The 19,914-nt window shown below is 44.9% G+C and carries 11 protein-coding genes; 3 read left to right on the top strand and 8 right to left on the bottom strand.

The window, feature by feature from the left end:
- Window positions 1–47: 47 nt before the first annotated feature.
- From MD536_RS12455 to MD536_RS12445, 3 genes are read left to right on the top strand one after another with little or no spacing between them, the layout of a single operon-like run.
- A complete protein-coding gene (locus tag MD536_RS12455) occupies window positions 48–1,436 on the top strand; it encodes an OmpA family protein (protein WP_239600121.1) in 1,389 nt (462 codons plus the stop codon).
- 7 nt (window positions 1,437–1,443) lie between these two features.
- Window positions 1,444–2,265 (top strand): tetratricopeptide repeat protein, encoded by an 822-nt coding sequence (locus tag MD536_RS12450; protein ID WP_239600119.1) that lies wholly within the window; start codon window positions 1,444–1,446, stop codon window positions 2,263–2,265.
- 5 nt (window positions 2,266–2,270) lie between these two features.
- Complete coding sequence (locus MD536_RS12445) at window positions 2,271–2,927, top strand: YiaD family glycine zipper/OmpA-like lipoprotein (protein ID WP_239600117.1); 657 nt, start codon at window positions 2,271–2,273, stop codon at window positions 2,925–2,927.
- Between the two features lie 5 nt (window positions 2,928–2,932).
- On the opposite strand, the gene MD536_RS12440 is transcribed toward MD536_RS12445, so the two are convergent.
- The 8 genes from MD536_RS12440 to MD536_RS12405 form a co-directional block, all read right to left on the bottom strand.
- A complete protein-coding gene (locus tag MD536_RS12440; RefSeq protein ID WP_239600115.1) occupies window positions 2,933–4,609 on the bottom strand; it encodes a C45 family peptidase in 1,677 nt (558 codons plus the stop codon).
- A complete protein-coding gene (locus MD536_RS12435) occupies window positions 4,606–6,123 on the bottom strand; it encodes a phytoene desaturase family protein (protein ID WP_239600114.1) in 1,518 nt (505 codons plus the stop codon). Before MD536_RS12435 ends, MD536_RS12440 begins: the two co-directional genes overlap by 4 nt.
- Window positions 6,113–9,976 carry a 1-acyl-sn-glycerol-3-phosphate acyltransferase gene (locus MD536_RS12430; protein WP_239600112.1) on the bottom strand — a complete coding sequence of 1,288 codons (3,864 nt, stop codon included), beginning with the start codon at window positions 9,974–9,976 and terminating at the stop codon, window positions 6,113–6,115. The genes MD536_RS12435 and MD536_RS12430 overlap by 11 nt, the downstream gene beginning before the upstream one ends.
- A 6-nt stretch (window positions 9,977–9,982) precedes the next feature.
- Window positions 9,983–11,194: a DUF2062 domain-containing protein gene (locus MD536_RS12425; protein WP_239600110.1), complete on the bottom strand. Its 1,212-nt coding sequence runs from the start codon at window positions 11,192–11,194 to the stop codon at window positions 9,983–9,985.
- A 24-nt stretch (window positions 11,195–11,218) separates the two neighbouring features.
- Window positions 11,219–13,615: an ABC transporter permease gene (locus MD536_RS12420; protein WP_239600108.1), complete on the bottom strand. Its 2,397-nt coding sequence runs from the start codon at window positions 13,613–13,615 to the stop codon at window positions 11,219–11,221.
- A 113-nt stretch (window positions 13,616–13,728) separates the two neighbouring features.
- Window positions 13,729–15,057, bottom strand: coding sequence for a c-type cytochrome domain-containing protein (locus tag MD536_RS12415; protein WP_239600107.1), 1,329 nt, complete (start codon window positions 15,055–15,057; stop codon window positions 13,729–13,731).
- Between the two features lies 1 nt (window position 15,058).
- Complete coding sequence (locus MD536_RS12410; protein ID WP_239600105.1) at window positions 15,059–16,579, bottom strand: DUF1501 domain-containing protein; 1,521 nt, start codon at window positions 16,577–16,579, stop codon at window positions 15,059–15,061.
- Between the two features lie 3 nt (window positions 16,580–16,582).
- Window positions 16,583–19,834, bottom strand: coding sequence for a DUF1553 domain-containing protein (locus MD536_RS12405; RefSeq protein ID WP_239600104.1), 3,252 nt, complete (start codon window positions 19,832–19,834; stop codon window positions 16,583–16,585).
- Window positions 19,835–19,914 lie beyond the last annotated feature (80 nt).

The raw sequence follows: 19,914 nt of genomic DNA, 5'->3' as shown, positions 1-19,914 counted from the left end.
GTTAAAGGCCTGTAGTAGTCATTTATTCATACTAAAATGCTACAGGAATGAGAAAACCATTTATACTGCTTCTACTCCTATTTGCAGGCAGTTTGCTCAGCTATTCCCAGACCATTGTAAAGGAACATTACACCGTTAGTGGTGGATTATTGGGTGCAATGGATTTTAATAAATTCAGAGTCACCGGATCTGTTCCCGATAAGTACGATACTCGTCCGGGTTGGACAGCCGGTGCCTGGTTTAACTTTCCCATCAGCAAACGTTTTTCATTTGAACCCCAATTAACCTTTTCCCAGCTTCAATATGAATCACAGGATGTGGGAACCCTGCTGCGGGATGGCAAGATCGGTTATCTCTCCCTGCCCCTTCAACTGAAATTACACCTGGGCGATGTTTTTGCAATCGTTGCAGGTCCGCAGGTAAGCTTCACAACTTCCGTAAAAGACGAAAATGACATTGTTGACAAAAATGCCTTCAAGTCTACCAGTCTCTCTGCTTTCGGCGGAGTTGAAATTAATCCGCATGGCCGACTTGTTTTATTCGGAAGGTATTTCCATGGTATAACCAATATGGATAATACCAATTCAACAAGAGATGCCAAGTACTTTAATCAAAATATTCAGGCCGGATTAAAATTCAAACTGTTTGGAAAATTAATTCCAGCTGATTCTGATGGAGATGGCATTCCCGATCCAAAAGATAAATGCCCCAACCAGGCAGGACTGGCCCGTTACGAAGGTTGTCCTATTCCTGATCGGGATGGTGATGGTATAAATGATGAAGTCGATAAATGTCCTGATCAACCCGGACTTGAAAAATATGCCGGTTGTCCAATCCCGGATACTGATAAAGATGGCGTCAATGACGAGAACGATAAATGCCCCAATGAAGTGGGATTACCCAAATACAATGGTTGCCCCATTCCGGATACTGACGGTGATGGTATTAACGACGAAGAAGATAAATGCCCCAATGAAAAAGGTCTGGCCAAATACAATGGCTGCCCGATTCCGGATTCAGATGGCGATGGCATAAATGATGAAGAAGATCGCTGCCCAACTGTTGCAGGTGTAGCTGCCATGCTGGGCTGCCCGGCTGTTGAGAATTTCCAGGCAAACGAAGTTACTTTCGCATCAGGCAAAGCAGTACTTACCGCTGCCGGTAAAAAGGAACTGGATCTGCTGGTCGATTATATGCAGAAATACAACACCGTATCTGCAAAACTTACCGGTTATACAGATAATACAGGGACAGATAAAATCAATCTTCCACTCTCTCAAAAACGTGCAGAGGCGGCTAAAGCTTACCTGGTTAGTAAAGGTATTGAGGAAGGCCGGATTACAACCGAAGGACTTGGATCAGCCAATCCGGTAGGCGATAACAAAACAAGCAAAGGCAAGGCATTGAACAGAAGGGTGGAAATGACTGTTCAATAATATTACTATGAAGAATACATTCATCTTTTTTCTTTGTTGTATCCTGGTGAAGGTTGCCGAAGGGCAAACCTTCACCATGGGCAACAAATGTTATGAGCAATTAAAACTTGCCGCATCCTTACTGGCGGAAAAGAAACATACAGAGGCATTGGAAGCATATTCCACTATGGAAAAAAACTGTAAAACCAAAGATGCCAGGGAGCAAATTCAATCTGGGAAAGCAGCAGCATTGAATGGTCTGGGACAATACGAGGATGCCCTGGTTGCAAGTGATCTGGCATTGAAAGCATCGAAAAATAAAAGTATTAGTGCCTGGTTTCAAAAGGCGATGGCATTCAATGCCCTCAACCGCCCACAGGATGCAAGTAACTGCTTTTCAAAACTGGTCGCATTAACAGAAAAAAATCGGGACAATAAAGCGAAAGCTTCCAATTATGCACTACTCGCGAATCTGCACCAACAGCAATTAAACAACAAAGACAGTGCAGCATTCTACCTGGAAAAAGCAAAATCCCTTGATCCGCAAAATGCACAGTTTTATTTACTGGAAGGGGACTGGCGGGTGGCAGAAGGAAATTATGATGCTGCTTTCGAAGCTTACGATAAATCTGTATCCATGGGTAAATCCGACCTGGATATTTATGTCACCCGAATGAATGCAAGAATGAAGATGGTACAGGAAAAATATGGCACCACCAATGCACAGGAGTTGAGGTCAAAAATGACGGCAGAGGAAAAAGAGTTGATCTGCAGGGAAGTTAAAGCCGCATTGGATAAAGGCTTAAGAGAAATGAAATGGGATATGTTTTCTTCACTTGTTTGTAAATAAGATTTATGAGAACAGTATTGTTACCGATTCTATCTGTAGCGCTATTATTAAGTGGCTGCGCTACCATGAATAAACAACAAAAAGGGACAGCCGTTGGTGCGGCAGGCGGTGCAGCGATCGGTGCTGCAGTCTCAAAGGGCAGTATCTGGGGAATACTTGCAGGTGCTGCCATTGGCGGCGTAGCAGGCAATCTCATCGGGAAAAAAATGGATCAGCAGGCCCGCGAACTAAAACAGGCTATACCTACCGCTGAAGTGGAACGGGTAGGAGAAGGAATCAATGTTACTTTTGACTCCGGACTTATGTTCACCATCAACAGCGCTGCCATTAGTGATGCCTACAAAACTGATTTGTCCGGAGCAGTAGATGTATTTGTCCGTTACCCGGAAACACTTATTGTTATTGAAGGCCATACCGATGATACAGGTTCGGATGAATACAATATGATGCTTTCCCAAAAAAGAGCTGAATCAGTTAAAGCTTTCCTTGCCTCCAAAGGAATAACAGAAAACAGAATGGAAGTAAAATGGTATGGCGAAACACAACCAAAATATCCAAACGATAGTGAAGTGAATCGCCAAAAAAACCGTCGGGTTGAGCTGGCTGTTATCGCCAATGATCAAATGAAACAAAAAGCAAAAGACGGTCAATTGGAGCAATGATAAGTTTAGTTGCCTCCTAATTTTTTCAATTTATCCTCAATCGATTTTCTCTCCGGAACCGTGGCAATCTCTTTCGTCAAAGCCTGGCGGTAATAGCGAATTGCTTCCGCCGGCTTCTTTAATTGTGCTGCCATATCTCCTGCCAGTACATAGGCATGATAATAAGATGGATTGCTTGCAATGATGCTATCAGGCGCAACTATACCTCCATCCAATATCCGCTGTTTAAATGCACGAAACTGAAGGAATCGTTTAAATTCTCCGGTTTGTAATAATGTGTCTGCAGGTATCAGGTAACTGCTGTCTACAATTTCACGCCCCTCTTTTAATCCACGCATGGATAACACTTTTTTCAGATCATAACAGACAAACTGTCCCTCCTGCCAGGGTGCGGTTGAAACCCATACCAATCGTTTATTCGGTTCAAATACAATTGCATGATGTGCAATCAACTGATTGATGGCTTTCTCATTTCCCAAACCAATATCTGCACCCTGCTGTCCGCGGGTATCACGCAATATATGGATGGTCTGCTCAACCGTGTTCTCCTTAGCTTGCGCTAATAATTCCTGCACCCTTTTATACCGGTAGGCTGATGCACTTTCAGCTATTTGTTCCTGGTTAGAAGGCAGTTTACTTAACTCCGGACTCTGAAAATGATTCGCGCAAATAATATAATTCTGGTTGGGATCATATACATCCAGCGCCTCCGGTGTTTTTTCAATCACCACCGCTTTCTGGTCAGCCGCCGAACCCACAAGGAAGGATTCCGAGACAAACATTTTTCGCGATCCGGCAATAGCAATTGCCTCTTTAATATTACCTGCATACTGCAATATTTCCCTCGCAACCAATGAAACAGGAGTGGCAGATCCCGGAGGCAAATCCGTTTTTGCAGCATTGATCGTTACCGTTAGTCCGGCTTCATTCATGCCTGATACAGCACCTGTAAATCCACCCCAGGTTACGGTCATAAATCCATAACCACTGTCGGGTTTTATGAAAGCGATCAGCTTATCATCGGCAAAGCGGTCCCCTACATAAAAATCAAAATTCCGACCAATTATAAAAGCACTATCCCTGGAATGAGCACCCCAGGTTCCAAAAGAAGTACATCCTACCAGGGCCATGGTTTGCAAAGCGTGACCGATATCATGTGCCGCATGATAATTTAAGATTCGTTGATAAGGCGTTCCTATATAACCATACTTTTCTGAAGCAGCCTGTGACACGCCATAGATTTCGGCTTTGTATTCTTCTTTCACCTGGTTAGGCAAATCCCGATTAAAAAATCCAATAAAATATTTCAGGAAATGCCGGTAGAAAGTGGAAGGAATCATCTTTTCTATCTGAGCGCTAAAATGATCTTCCTGTCGTTGTACCAGTTCTTTTGTCAGCTTTCCATTGATCACACCTCTTTCATAAGGTTTACCTTCGACATAGAGTTCGTATAAACCAGATCGTGAAACATGAAACCAGTTATTGTTGAGATAATAAAAACTGTCCGATACTTCGGTTCTCTGCAGTTGGTCTGCAGATCGGTCAGTGATGGCCGGTGGCTCAATTTTGGATACCTGTACCAGGTAGATAAACAAGGCCAACAGGAGCAACAATAAAATTCCCAGTATAATCAACAGGGTTTTGCCAATTCTCCAACCTATCGTTTTAGTTGCTTTACTCATGTTGCACTCCTGATTTTTTTCAACAAGTCCTCAACCGGCACGAATTCCGCACAGGTAGTCAGGGCTGTGATCGTTACTCCCAAAATTCCGTGTAATAACACATTCTGTCCTGTTAAAAATAAATTCGGAACCTTGGTCCGCGTCGGGAGATAAGTAGCCATTGGATGGCGGTAATCTTTCGCAATACCATATAGACTACCATCCTCCGTACCAATATAATCCCGGAAAGAAAGTGGTGTTGCGCAGGAGTATGACTTAATAGCCTCCCTTAAATGCGGAAATCGTTTTTCCACCAGGTCGAGTAACAATTCAGCCTTTTCTGTTTTAAGGCGATAATAATCATTCCCCCGTTCACCCTGCTGACTATCTGTATTGAAACTATTTTTCCAGGGCTCCCATTCTCCGGCGGACATATACGTTAAGATGCTTACTGATTCTGCAAATCCGGGGTGATTCGCATCCTCCGTAAAAAACACACCCGCAGATAAGGGCCAGTCCCCAGGCATTGCTTCCACGGCCTTCCATACCGCACCCGGATGGTGCAGGTAATAATTGTGATTCAAATAGGGAAAGACTCCCGGTTTTAATACTGCATTCAAACTGAAACTCGATATTGTGTCAGCCAATCTTTTTATTCTGTTGCGATAGGCTGCCTTAAGAAGTGGCGACTCTGTAATTTCCATGGTTCGTTTCGGATGCAGGTTGGATATGAAATGTTTCGCAATGAACAGTCTTCCATCTTTGGTAACGGCTCTGGTTAAACGCTCATCCTCTCCTTTCAGTTTTATCACTTCTGTGTGATTGAACAAATCCCCACCGGTAGAGCGAATCAGCTTAACGAGGTGTTTGGTTATCTGTGATCCACCGTCCACTATCTTCCAGGCACTTTCGATATAACTGTTGACAACCAGCGCATGTACATACAAGGGCGTTTTAGCTGGTTCGCCCGCGTATAAAAAATTATTTCCTGCCAATACTTCCTGTAATCGTTGGTTGTTGGTGATCGATTGTAAAAAAGCAAGGGTATCAATTCCCATTACGCTCTCTTTCTCACTCATCCCCTCTCCTGTTCTCAGGTTGTACATGGGGAACCTGGAACAGATCTCCCGAATGGTTGAGCAATACTGATCAATGGCCGACTCTTCACCCGGAAATGCCTCTTTCAATTTGGCTGCAAACCGATCATAACCCTGTGCCAATGCGTACTCAGCCCCATCTTCCAGAAAAACGATCCGGTCAAATCCATCTTCGTCCAATTGTTGTAAGTTCAAGGCATCTGTCAAACCTAGATAACTGAATACCTGGTGCAATGTTTGTCCGGGTGCTAGTCCCCCTATATAATGTACCCCACTGTCAAACAAAGTTTTATCTCTCGAGAAGGTCTGCAAACTGCCACCATACTGCCTGTTTTTTTCCAGCACACATACACTGTACCCTTCTTTACCAAGCAGGGCAGCACAAAGAAGGCCACCCAATCCAGATCCGACAATTACTATATCGTACTCAGGCAACATAGGCTACATCTTGTTTTTGGAGTACAAACACAGTATTGCTGGTGCGTTGGGAAGCTTCTATTTCTTCACAGGCATATCCTTTCTCAACCGCTAATTCATGAATAGTGGCTCCCGATAAAAAGGATAACCCGTTGGCGGATGTTTTATTAAATCCAAACACCCGGGTTGAAAAAAACTCCGACAATTCAGTACCCTTGTGCCGGTCGCGGATTTCTGCATTTCCTTCCCGTATGATCAGTTTACCACCGGGATTCAAATGGTCAAGCGCCTTCCGAACCAATGCCTTTTGATCTGATGGCGACAGGTAATGCAATACATCACAAATCAGGATTGCATCATACTGTGACATAGGAAACTCCAATGCATTGCCTGCATGAAATTGTAAAGCAGCACCCCGGCCATAACAGTGTTGCGCCGTGCTGGTTTTTTCTTCATCATAATCAAGTGCGGTAATTACCCTTTCTTTGGAACGAAAATGCAGCATCATCGACATGAATCCATATCCGCAGCCAATATCCAGTATACGACCACTTAAAGGCACCAACTGATCAAAGAGTGCATAATTCTTTTCCAGCCCTGTCTTAATCCGCATATACCATTCCAGCACAGGACCTTTATAAATATAGTTGTATACTAATTGTTCCCGATACCAATCCACCGATTCATATTGCTCCCTACGTTCTCCATACCATTCCTTAAATTGACGGCTCAGTTTTTTTGCTTTTTCCGCATATCCTTCTCCGTAAGTGACCTGATCTTCTGCTTTGATTCGGGGTAAAATATCAATAGTAATTGTTCCGTCTTTTAAAATAAAATCGCCTTTACTCATGGTATAACCCGTACCATGCAACACTACCGGCAGGATGTCAATTCCCAATTCCTCCGCCAGGTAAAAAGCTCCTTTGTGAAACCGTTTCATGGTTCCATCATAGGAGCGGGTACCTTCCGGAAATACGGCTACTGAATAACCATTTTTCACGCGTTCGCGGATACCATCAATATTGCTTTCTACTCCTTTGCTTACGGGGAAATAATCTGCCATCTTCACAACAAAACCAAATACCGGTGAATTCCAAACCCAGTCGTTGGTGAGCAAAATGATTTTGGGATGCAGCATCACAATGGAAAGAATATCCAGGAACGACTGGTGATTGCTGATGATCACTGCAGGTTTGGAAAAATCCTCTCCACCTGGATTGTGAATTCGTTTGGTCACATTCCGCATGATATACATCAGGCTCCAGGTGTATTTACAAAGAATCCGGTGAAACAGATACTTAGCTTTTTCGCCTGCAAAAGGATTGAATTTAACGAGGAGCAGCCCAACCAGTGTTAATACCAATGACCCGATTACAAAATAGAGAAAAGCGAAAGCAGATTTGGCCAGGCTCCAGAACGTAAATGGCTGCATTCCTTTTTTCACCCGGTTGGTGATCAGCAGATGAAACAAAAAAGGAATCATCACCTGTGAGATCAGCACCACACAAACAATTCCCAGTATTGCGATGAGTGCAATACTTTTTAAGGAAGGGTGTTCTGCAAAGATTAATACGCCCAATCCGGTTACTGTTGTGATGGCAGAAAGAAAAATGGAAGACCTGAAAGAGGAGAGATTTTTCTTGCCGTTTTTGTATTCCTGCAATAAGCCATCCAATGTAAACAAACTGTAGTCGTCACCCAATCCAAAAATCAGTGCCGAAATTATAATGTTTACAATATTGAACTTGATTCCAAACAATCCCATGATTCCCAGGATCCAGACCCAGGTGATCAGCATGGGTATAAAGGCAATCAGTGTCAATTCAATTCTGCCGAAGGAAATCAGTAGTACAATAAATACAATCGCAGCAACCATCCAGCTGATGCTGTTGAAATCGGCCCGTACCATATCCACCAGCCGACCGGTAACATACTGCATATCCAATACGGTTATGCCTTCCCGTGAGTCAAACTCTGTATAGATAAAAGACTTGTCTTCAGGGGCTGTTTTTACCAGCGTAAGTACCCGGGTTTGTGAATCGGTGGGCAGTATATAGGATTCCAGCAGTTCGGGCGACAAACTAATGGCCGCTGAATCAGTCAGTGGATCATAGCTTGTACTGAGCATACTCTCTACAGATTGGATTAACTGATCACTAAATCCAATGGCAGCTGCTTCCTGTTTCGTTAACTGCAGCACAGCCTGTTTGCGTTCCGGTGTCCAGAAATTATTCCAGTGTTGCAGGCGTTCGCGTTGCAGGGAATCTGATATCAATATGGCTGACAGCCCGGAATATTTCTTCACCACTCCTGTGCCACCCATTTCATTCAATCGCTTCACCACAGATTCATTTCGCTCCAATGCCTGCTGCAGGTCTTTTCCATTGGAAACGATATACACGGATTGAAGCGCGAATGCATTCAGCCGGTTCACTTCCTGCTCTGCCTTGCGAAGTTTCTCCGACATGAAATTCATCTTATTCATATCAGGTTCAAATCCCACTTTGCGAATAAAAAAGGCAAAAAACAAGGTGAGCAGCAGAATCGTAACCACTAACTTTTTATTCGACTCTATCCGGTAGGAGGCTAGCCGGTCAATCCAGCCTCTGGAGGCATGCGCTGCCGGTTGCTGTTTTCGGCTGATCAGTTGCGGTAAAAAGATCAGGGAGGAAAGAGAAGCCCCCAATAAACTGATGGCGGCAAATAATCCCAGGTCGCGCAGCATTTCAGACTGCACCCATTGCAGGCAAAGAAAGCCACCAATGGTGGTAATGCTTCCAATGGTCATAGGATGCGCCAGGTCGCGCAACACTGTTTCCATATCTGGCTGGTGCCGGTAGTGATTGAACACATGCAGCGAATAGTTGACTGCTATCCCTAAAATAATAGAACCTGTTGCCAGTGCAATTACGGATATAGATCCTTTGGTTAGTGCAATCACCGAGAGCGCGAGCAGGGAGCCCAGGATCGCTGGTACCAATATCAGTACCGGAGCAAAGAACCTTCTGAAATACAAGGCCAGGAAAATAACCAGCACCGCCAGCATGATGCCCTGCGTAAGCAGTGTATCTTTTCTTAATTGAACCGCATTACCAACAGCTACTGCAGTTCCGCCAAAATAAGTGATGCTATAGGTAGGATACTGTTGTTGAAATGTTTCCAGCAACTGATCCAGTTTCTCAAGGAAAACCGCATTCTCCGCTGTATTGTTTTTTGGGTACTCTGGTGTCAGAAAAAGAATCAATTGCTTTCCATCCCGCGTCAGGATATGATTGTCGTATAATTCAAACTGCTGATCATATTGTAACAATTGCAGTTTGCGGAGCGCAGGCAGGGCAATGCCTGCCGGATCACGCGCGATGAATTGTTTGAATGCTAATCCGGCTGGTGATCGCAAGGTTGCATAATTCCTCTCCAGTGTTTCCTTGATCTTATCACGTTGTGTAAGAGAATCCAGGCTTTCATAATCACTTTCTTCCAGGAAGATCGGCAGGTGCTGATGTACCGCATCAAACAATTGCAGCGTAGTTTCTTCTTTTACCTCCCGGTGTAATTCCTTTACATATTCAGGTAACTGTGAAGCAATGGAATCCGCCAGTTCCTCCGCTACTGCTACCAGGGAATCCGGATCCGGTGCTTCAGCCTGCCTGGTTCCAACAGTCAGGATCATACGATCCAGCAATTTGGATTGCTGAAAGATTTCGTTCAGCGCATTGGTCTTTTCATCCCTTGGAATAATGCTGGTGATATCCTCCTCCAGTTTGATGCGGGAAGCCAGCAGCGCAGTGACCCCGACAAAAGCCAGGAACACGATCCAGAAAACAAAGCGATGTTTCCTGAAGAAGCGATCCATTTGAACAAAAGGATTCTGCATACGTGACTATAAAACCGGACCGGTTTTTTTGTTCACCAATTTCATAAAAATGTAGGAGATGATTCCGAACAGGAGTCCTGCCGCAACGGCCAGTGTTATACTACCACTAATATATTGTTGCAGGTTTACCTTGATCGAATCCAGGCTGAGTTCACTGGGCAGGGGAACCGCAGTTGCCTGCTCACCCATCCAGGGAGCGCCAGCCAGAAAACTCCCATACAAAATAAAGGGAATCATGGGAGGTATGCTGATATTAGCAGCAGTTATTACCAGGGCCTTGTTAAGTTTAAGCAATACAGACAAAAAGATCGCCACAATCAACTGGAAACCCCAGATCGGTACAATACCCATGAATACACCAAATCCAATGGATGCCGCTTTGCGTTCATGACTGTGATCCGACTCCAGTAATTCATTTAAGAGCGCCGCTCTTTTTTCTTTACTGAAAAGCGACCGAAAAAAATCTCTTGGTTTGATATAAAGAAAGGCGATAAAAAACAGCACAGTATTCAAAACGCTTATTCGCGAAAAATCCTGAAAGGGACGAAAATGAGAAACTCTTTCTTCTGCCGGGGGATAATATACACTGATAGGGGCAAACTCCACCTTTATTCCATTCCATACCGAACGCACCAGCACTTCCACTTCAAACTCATATTTGCGGGTATAAAACCGGATCTTCTTCATTGCCCGGATAGGATACAGCCGATATCCACTTTGCGTATCCGGTGCCTTTTTGCCGGTATACAACCAGAACCAGAAATTGGAAAACCTGTTGCCAAAACTGCTTTTGCCCGGTACATTCTCCTGGTTCATATTGCGGGCACCTACCACAATGGTGTTAGGATATTGCTCAATGCAATTGAGCATGGTAGGAAGGTCTTTCGCAAAATGCTGCCCGTCTGCATCCAGGGTGATGGCATAATCAAACCCAAGCTCCAGAGCTTTTGCGAAACCTTTTCTCAAGGCAAATCCCTTTCCCCTGTTCTGCGTATAACTCACCAGCTGTACCTGGGGAAACTGTTCCAGCACTTGTAGTGTATCATCAGTAGAACCATCGTTTACAACCAGCACGCAGTTGGTATAGGTCAGCACATCGCGCAGCACAGCAGCCAGACTTCCCGCATTGTTATAAGTGGGGATGAGTACGGTTGCTTTGTGTTGATCAAATGCATCCTGGTATTCCGGTTGTTCGCGCATGTACGGTTTGCCTTCCATTTCAAACCGCAAGTAACGAAAAAATCAGTCCACTTTAAGACTCCTGACCGGGTTTTGCAGCGCTGCTTTAATGGATTGGAAACTAACAGTTAATAGTGCAATTCCCAATACAAGTAAGGCTCCAAGCGCAAATAAACTCCATCCCAACTGGATCCTGTAAGGATAATTTTCCAGCCAGCGGCTGGCTGCCAACCAGGCAAGCGGCAGGGAAATGAGTAAGGATATCGCCACCAGCAACAGGAAATCCTTCGATAAAATAGTTGCTACCTGCTGTACAGAAGCCCCCAATACTTTACGGATTCCGATTTCACGGGTTCTCTTTTCGGTTGATAAAACAGCTAATCCAAACAGGCCGATACAGGAGATGAAGATGGTGATCACTGCGCTGAACAGCATGATTTTTTTCCAGCGCTCTTCTGATTCATATTGTTGAAGATTTACCTGATCCATAAACTCATAAGAATAGGGATTAAGCGGGAAAACAGACTTGAAGGTTTTTTCAATATGACTCAAGGCACTGGTAGAGCTGCCAGGCTTTATCTTGATCAGGGCCAGACCATATTGATTGGAAGGCAACATGGTAAACAACTGCGGACCGATCTTCTGATGCAAGCCTTCATAATGATAATCTTTTACTACGCCAATTACAGTATGTTTCTGATCTCTGTACCAGAAATCCACTTCTTTTCCAATGGGATCTGTCCAGCCTGCCTCTTTAGCAAAGGTTTCGTTTACGAGTATCGATTGAGTGGAATCAGTTGGCAAATCGGCTGAAAAATTCCTTCCCTCCTTCAATTGAATCTTTAACATCGGGAGATAATTCACCCCCACCGTTTCATAGGCAAACTGGATTTCCTGTGTTCCATTCACTCTTGCCCGGGTTCCCCAGGAACCACCATTTTTGAAACTGATATCCTGGATGCCGGCATGTTCTTTCAACTTATTCCGGAAGAGATCAGCTTCACTGTGTTGCATCCGCCAGTTGTTGACCAATACCATATTGGAATCATCATAGCCCTTTTCAAAACTAGTGAGGTATTCAAACTGGGAATATATCGTGAGTGTTCCTACAATCAGGAAGGATGCCAGTGCAAACTGGACTACCACCAATGATTTCTGTAAATAATTTTTTCCAGCCAGGGAAAACCGGTTGTATAATGTTTTAACCGGATCGTACCCGGATAAAACCAGGGCAGGATAGAAACCCGCCAGGAACGCGGTTACCAGGAACAATACGATGAAGCCGGCTATCAGTTTCAGATCTAATAGATAAGAAAGCGACAAGGCTTTATTCGAAAGCTGATTAAAAAATCCTAACAGGCTTTGAGAAATAACCAATGCCATCAGAAAGGAGATCATGCAGATGACTACCGACTCGCCCAAAAACTGAAAGATCAATTGAGAGCGATTGCTACCTACCACTTTCCGAATTCCAATTTCCTTTGCACGTTTGATGGACCGGGCAACCGTGAGGTTCACAAAATTGATACAGGCAATGAGCAGGATAAATAAAGCAATTCCGGTTAGAATATAGGAGTACATAGGATTGCTGGCTCCTGCCAATCCATTGGTAGCACCCATGTCCTTACTGAGATGAATATCCGAAAAGGGCTGCAGTCCATAGTCCATTGTCAGTTTTACATTGAATCTCGCCGACAGCTCTTTCATGATATCAGCGGATTCCTTATCAAATACTGCCTGGATTTTTTTCTCCACTACTGCTTTGTCCGCATTGGGATGTAATACGACGAACGTATTCAAAAAGAAATTGAACCAGTTTTCATCATTGGCAGCTTCCTGTGGTGGTACAACCATCGGTAACAACAATTCGAATTTGATGCTACTGTTCTCCGGGCAATTTTTTGCAACGGCAGTTACTGTATAGGGTTCAAATCCACCATCTTCCTTTTTAATCAGCATGGTCTTACCTACCGCATCTGAATTGCCGAAATAGGAAATGGCCATTTTTTCAGATACAACTGCTGAACGCCTCTCCTTTAGTGCACTGGAAGCGGTACCATGAAGCAGGGGAAAACTGAATATATCAAAGAAGGCAGAGTCTGCATAGAACATATCCTGCGAGATAATTTCTGTCCCTTTTTTTAAATCAACCGAATTGTTCTGTAATCGGGTAAAGGACTTGATTTCCGGAACAGAGGCGGAGAATCGTGGCCCCTGAAAATAGCCGGTGATGGCAGATTTCCGAATCTCCTTGGTTTCTTCATTTACACTGGTATTATAAACCCGGTAAATCTGTGGCAACTGCGCATGGAACCGATCATAACTGACTTCATCTTTTACATACAAAAGAATCAGAATTGCGGCAGCGAGACCCAAACTGAGTCCCAGCATATTAATCAGGGAATAGATCTTATTCCGGCGCAGGTTGCGAATGGCTGTAAGCAGGTAATTTCGAAACATGCATTTTCTGATTCAACCCCTGTGCCAGTCTCTAATAAATTGATTTTCTGAATTTTAGTAAAATTATCAAGTCAATCAGTGTTCGTTTTCGAACAGTTGCTGTCCGCTTTTAATTAGGGCGATGAGGACTCCGAATAATAGACTCTTTTAATCGTGCCGGCAGCTTTTAATTTTGTCAGTCCCGCCTCACTGATCCGCGTCCCGACTAAATTGATTGCTTCCAACCTCTGAAGGGGCTCCAGTAAGGGCAGGAGTTCATCGCCCACAGGGTTTTTATCCAGCCGCAATTTTTCCAGGTTGGTGAACTGTGTTAATACCTGAAGTTCTTTTTCAGTCAGGTTATTGCCAGCCAGGTTGAGCCAGAGGGTATGTTTGGATAAGCTACCCAGTGACGGCTCAAGTGCTTTCCAATCTACTTTAGTGCCTTCCGGTAAGGTGATATCCAATAATTCCGGCTCCCGTAAGAGCAACCGCACCATGAATCCGGCTGCTCTCAATTGCCGGATAGCCGTGCTGTCTGCTTTGATTGCAAGCCCTGGTGGGATATTCAGTTGCTCTGTCGTTTCCTTTGCTGCTTCCCCACCATTCCCGGCTTCCATCCCTAATTGCTTCGCAACAATGGAGCGGATTTCAGGAGAAACAGCAAGACTGGCCAGCGATTTACCTCCTGCCGCACCGGCTTCTTTTACCCACCAGGTCAGCAGGGTAGTTTCTTCTGCTGTCAGGGGTGTTTTTCCATCCGTAGGCATGAACTTCTCATCCGATGGATCCAGTTTGATGCGATGGATCAGTTCACTTTTTTCGGGATCACCAGGCACCAAAGCAGGACCGGTTTTTCCTCCTTTCAACAGTTTAGCCAGGTTGGTAACCGATAACTGTCCTTTTTTCTTGCCCTCATTGTGACATTGGCCACATCGCCGGATCAATAAGGGCTGGATGACATCTTCGTACACCAGGGCCGCTTCTAAAGAATCCGGCTTCGAACGTTTTTGCGCTCTCAGTACTTCCAGGCTTAAATAGTCTTCGCCATGCGTTAGACTTCCACCCTGGTGACCGGCATAGGTAGTAAGCAACGCAATCACCACCCATATTGAGGTTTGAACAAGCACCGGGAACCTGCGTTTTTGATGAAACCAATCCGATTGCAACAAAGCCATACCGAGCGCCAGTAGGCACAAAATAATACCCGCCCACTGATGTTGACTTACTAACGGTCCCGGGTAATCGCCATCTAACGATAAAATATAACCGAAAATGCCTGCGAATAAGGTGCTCGCAAAAAGCAGCCAGCTGAGTAAAGGGATGGCATCCCGCAAATGGCTGTACTTTTTTTTATACGCCAGCAATTCAAACAACAGGACAATAAATAATATACCAATTGGCAGATGAACGATCAGTGGATGCAATCGTCCCAGAAACTGGCTGATTTCAAGTAATATCATCTCAACTTAGAATTCCTTTTATCACTTTACCATGAACATCGGTCAGCCTGAATCTTCTGCCCTGGTATTTATAGGTGAAGCGCTCGTGATCAATCCCCATCAGGTGTAAGAGGGTGGCCTGGAAATCGTGCACATGCACCGGATCCTTTACAATATTGTAACTGAAATCATCCGTTTCGCCATAGCTCATTCCGGCTTTTACACCTGCACCCGCCATCCACATGGCAAAATTCCGCGGGTGATGATCCCTCCCGTAATTATCAGGGAATAATTTGCCTTGTGAATACACGGTTCTTCCAAATTCACCTCCCCAAATCACCAGTGTATCTTCCAGCAATCCCCTTCGTTTCAAATCTTTTATCAATGCCGCAGTAGCCTGATCGGTATCCTTACATTGCTTGGCCATACCGGCTGGCAGGCCACCATGATGATCCCATCCCTGGTGATAGAGTTGTACAAACTTCACATCCTTCTCCAGTAGTTTACGCGCCAGGATGCAATTCGCGGCATAGGTGCCGGGATCCCGGCTATCCGGACCATATAATTCAAATACTTCATCCGGCTCATCTTTCAGACTCATCACCTCGGGTATGGAGGTTTGCATACGATAGGCCATTTCATATTGAGCAATCCTGGCTTCTATTTCCGGATCCTTGTTCACTTCATTCTGGTATTCATTTAATTCCTTGAGTGATTGCAACATCTCCTCCCTGTCTTCGCCATCGTATCCTTCCGGATTATCCAGGAATAAAACAGGATCCTTACCCGCACGAAACTGCACACCCTGATGTTCACTTGCCAAAAATCCATTGCCCCATAAGCGCGCATACAGGGGCTGATCTTTCACAGCGTTTTTAGATACCAGTACAATAAAGGATGGCAGATTCTGGTTGTCTGTTCCTAACCCATAACTTATCCAGGAACCTATAGAAGGCCTGCCCGGTAATTGATTTCCGGTTTGAAAAAAGGTGATGGCCGGATCATGATTGATCGCCTCAGAATGCATACTCTTGATGATACAAAGTTCATCCACTACCTGCGCTGTATGTGGTAACAATTCACTGACCCAGGTATTCGATTTTCCATATTGATTAAACTTGTAAATAGATGGTACCACCGGCAGGATTGCCTGCCCCGCACTCATGCCGGTTAATCGTTGGCCCTGGCGTACTGAATCCGGCAATGGCTGCCCAAACATATCCAGCAACTTCGGTTTGTAATCAAAGGTTTCAAATTGTGATGGTCCTCCACTCATGAACAGGTACACCACTCTTTTCGCTTTGGGTACTAGGTGCGGAATGGCTTGCAGGATTTCCTGTTCCAGGCTAAGTGATGCATCTTCTGAAGCGATCTTACTAATAGATTTTCCAAGCAGTGTATTGCCCATCAATGACCCCAGCGCTATGGAACCCAGGCCCATGGCAGTTCTTGTGAGGAAACGACGCCTATTCAATTGCTTTTGCAACTGATCCAGGTCGGGCGACCATCCGGGTGGTTTTGGAGATCTATGAGAATCACACATAGGTTAACGTTTGGTAATTGTAGCATCGGAGTTTAAAATCAGGCTGGCTACTACAGCATTCGCAGCAATTTCTTCTTTTGGCAAAGACGCATCCACTTTATATTGACCAGCCTCCAGCCATCCTTTTAATTTCTTTGCCTGCTTTTTAAAAAGTGTCAACTGTTTGGTTTTTGCATTCAGTAAAATCTCTTTTTCTTTTTGATCTGGTGTTCGTCCGGTTAACCTAAGAAAGATGGTTTCAATAGCTTTGTCCGAATTTCCCATCTTTACCATCTGCTCTCCCATCACTTTACAGCTCTCCACAAAAACCGGATCGTTGAGTGTTACCAGTGCCTGCAGGGGCGTGTTGGTTGCTTGTCGCCGTACCACACAATAACTCCGATCTCCCGCATCAAAAGTGCCTAATGTTGGATTGGGCACTGATCGTTTGATCAGCACATATAAACTTCTTCTGTAAACCGTTGTACCGGTATCCGCCTGGTAACTGGTATTATTGATTTCCCATAAACCCGCAGGCTGGTAGGGCTTGATGCTTTTCCCTCCAATCGAAGGTTCCAACAAACCACTTGCAGCAAGTGCATTGTCGCGTATCATTTCAGCACTCAACCTGGTTGGAGAAGCATGACTCAGGTATAGATTCTCCGGATCCAGCTGCCTGCTTTTTTCTGATGGCACCGAACTTTGTGCATAGGTCGCCGATAATACCAGTTGCCGGATGAGCTGCTTCAGGTCCCATCCTGATTCCACAAAACTCACTGCTAACCAGTCCAGCAGTTCCGGATGAGAAGGCAAACTTCCCTGGTTACCAAAATCTTCGGTTGTTTTGACCAATCCCTTTCCAAAGAACAGTTGCCAGTACCGGTTCACCGCCACCCTTGCAGTTAGCGGATGTTTTGGATCCGTTAACCAGTTGGCCAATCCCAGGCGGTTCTTAGGCAGTTTGGAATCATACGGAAAGATAGCTTCCGGGGTATTGGGAAATACTTCGATTGTTTTTGCATCATACTGTCCGCGATCCAGGATATAGGATTTTTTTGGCTGCTTACTCTCCTGCATGATCATGAGTTCGGGTATGCGGGTAAGTGTATCCGTTAGCTCCTGCCTGGCAGCTTTTAACAATGCTGCGTCCTGTTTCAGTGCCGGAACTTGTGCGGCCAGGTAATAATCCTGGAGCAGGGTTCTTTCGTTTGCAGTTAAGCCGGAAGCAGGTTTATTGATCAGCAATTTCCATGCTGTTGCATTACTCAGTTGCAGTAACTCCAGCGAACTCAGGGCACGATCGTATACCAGCACTTCTTCCACTTTTCCGTTTTTGAAACCGAGACCGCGATCCCAGGCGCCCACCTGCAAACCCAGCTTTGCATTCCAGGGTGGCAGTATATCTTTTGTGAGCTGATCCATGGTGATCTGCATCTGCATGAGCTTCCCATTCAGGTACAGATTCATGCCTGCTGCAGTAGCAGATCCATCATAGGTCATGGTTAGCTGAATCCATTCTTCCTTGGGTATGGTTTGCTTCGAAACCTTTGTCAGTGCATTGGAGGGTGCCGCATGGGATATGCCCATTTCCAGCTGGTCATTTTTATAATAGAGATGATAACCGCGATAATTGAATAAACGCTCCGCGATGGTCTTATGAAAAATCACCCCTTCCTTGAAATCTTTTGGAATCCAGCAATTGATATGGATTGTAAACGGATCATTTCTTTTGAACGCGCCAACAGGAGTCAGATCCAGCCATTCATCACCATTCAGGAGCAAGGCTTTTCCACCGGGAGATGCAACAAATTTGGGAGGATCTCCCGCCGAATAACTCAAATCCCGTTTCATGGCAGCCGTACTATTGGAAGTTCCGCCAGCCGAACGAAGATTTCCTCCATCAAAATTCAGGGAAGCCTGTAAGCCGGTAACGGGGACGCGCACCTGCTGCATGGATTTGTATTTTTCCTGGTCTATCCATTGCTGTGCCTGCTTCGTATATGCTTCCTGGTTAGTAAGCAGTTTTTTCTCCTGTTCTTTTATTTTCTGATTTAATAAGGCCAGTACCTTGTCTTTTTCTTCATCCGTGAGCAACATGGAAGGGGATGGCATGGTGAGGTCAAAGGATATTTGTCCCGCTTCCTGTACCGTATTGAAGAAACTGTAGAGCTCATAAAAATTCTTCTGTGATACCGGATCGTATTTATGATCATGACAGCGGGCACAACTGATGGTGAGTCCGAGAAAAGCAGTTCCTACAGTATTGACCCGATCCACCACATATTCCGTCTGAAACTCTTCTTCAATAACACCACCTTCCAGGTTTTGCGGATGCATCCGGTTGAAGGCAGTGGCAATTTTCATTTCCTTGGTTGGATTCGGTAACAGATCCCCTGCCAGTTGCCATTCTATAAACTGGTTATAGGGCATATTGCGGTTGAATGCAGCAATCACCCAATCTCGGTAAGCTGATACATCTCTTAATCCATCAACCGTATATCCATGCGAGTCGGCAAATCTTGCCAGGTCCAGCCAGTCGACCGCCATCTTTTCACCAAACTGTGGCGATTGCAGCAAGCGGTCCACCTGCTTTTCTACTGCCTTAGGTGAATTGTCTTTTACAAACGCGTTGATTTCTTCCTCTGTTGGCGGCAGACCGGTTAAGTCAAGACTCAGCCTGCGCAACAACAATTCTTTAGATGTCCTATCTGAAGGCGACAGTTTTTTTTCTTCCAGTTTTTTCAGGATGAAGGCATCCACCGGAGTTTGTACCCATTCTTTTTGTTGAACCTTTGGTATAGCTGGTTTTGTCGGTGTCACAAAGGACCAATGGGGCTGGAATTCCGCACCTTGTTGGATCCATTTGATCAGGATGGCTTTTTCTTCCGTGCTTAATTGCAGGTTGGATTCCGGTGTAGGCATCCGGTAGTCATGATCCTCTGATAAAATGCGATGAAACAGTTCACTGTTGGTCAGGCTGCCCGGATCAATCGCCACTTTACCAGGTGTTTCAGGCAATTCGGCGTAAGCAGCCTCAGAAAGATCGAGCCGCAGTCCGGCTTCTCTTTTTGCCTGGTCGGGACCATGGCAGGAAAAACATTTATCCGACAGAATGGGTTTGACATGCAGGTTATAATCCACTTTATCGGGCAATTGCTCATAGGCCTGTTCAATCTCCTCCGGCAGGTCAGGCGCGCAACCTGTCAGCAGGAAAGAAAACAGAAAACACAGGCTAAACGACCTGCCCAACAAATAAAAAAGCCGCCTTTGAAACATGGTTTTCTAATTTAAACCATATCCCAAAGCCGGCCTTATGTGAAAATGCTCTTTTCTGAAACTATTTTAGCATAGGTGTC

The sequence above is a fragment of the Flavihumibacter cheonanensis genome (assembly GCF_022352215.1).
GTDB lineage: Bacteria > Bacteroidota > Bacteroidia > Chitinophagales > Chitinophagaceae > Flavihumibacter > Flavihumibacter cheonanensis.
This window is presented reverse-complemented; position numbering and strand designations above follow the sequence as displayed.

Coding starts and splice junctions, on each gene's coding strand:
- MD536_RS12455 (WP_239600121.1), top strand. CDS start 48: ATGAGAAAACCATTTATACTGCTTCTACTCCTATTTGCAGGCAGTTTG.
- MD536_RS12450 (WP_239600119.1), top strand. CDS start 1,444: ATGAAGAATACATTCATCTTTTTTCTTTGTTGTATCCTGGTGAAGGTT.
- MD536_RS12445 (WP_239600117.1), top strand. CDS start 2,271: ATGAGAACAGTATTGTTACCGATTCTATCTGTAGCGCTATTATTAAGT.
- MD536_RS12440 (WP_239600115.1), bottom strand. CDS start 4,609: ATGAGTAAAGCAACTAAAACGATAGGTTGGAGAATTGGCAAAACCCTG.
- MD536_RS12435 (WP_239600114.1), bottom strand. CDS start 6,123: ATGTTGCCTGAGTACGATATAGTAATTGTCGGATCTGGATTGGGTGGC.
- MD536_RS12430 (WP_239600112.1), bottom strand. CDS start 9,976: ATGCAGAATCCTTTTGTTCAAATGGATCGCTTCTTCAGGAAACATCGC.
- MD536_RS12425 (WP_239600110.1), bottom strand. CDS start 11,194: ATGGAAGGCAAACCGTACATGCGCGAACAACCGGAATACCAGGATGCA.
- MD536_RS12420 (WP_239600108.1), bottom strand. CDS start 13,615: ATGTTTCGAAATTACCTGCTTACAGCCATTCGCAACCTGCGCCGGAAT.
- MD536_RS12415 (WP_239600107.1), bottom strand. CDS start 15,057: ATGATATTACTTGAAATCAGCCAGTTTCTGGGACGATTGCATCCACTG.
- MD536_RS12410 (WP_239600105.1), bottom strand. CDS start 16,579: ATGTGTGATTCTCATAGATCTCCAAAACCACCCGGATGGTCGCCCGAC.
- MD536_RS12405 (WP_239600104.1), bottom strand. CDS start 19,834: ATGTTTCAAAGGCGGCTTTTTTATTTGTTGGGCAGGTCGTTTAGCCTG.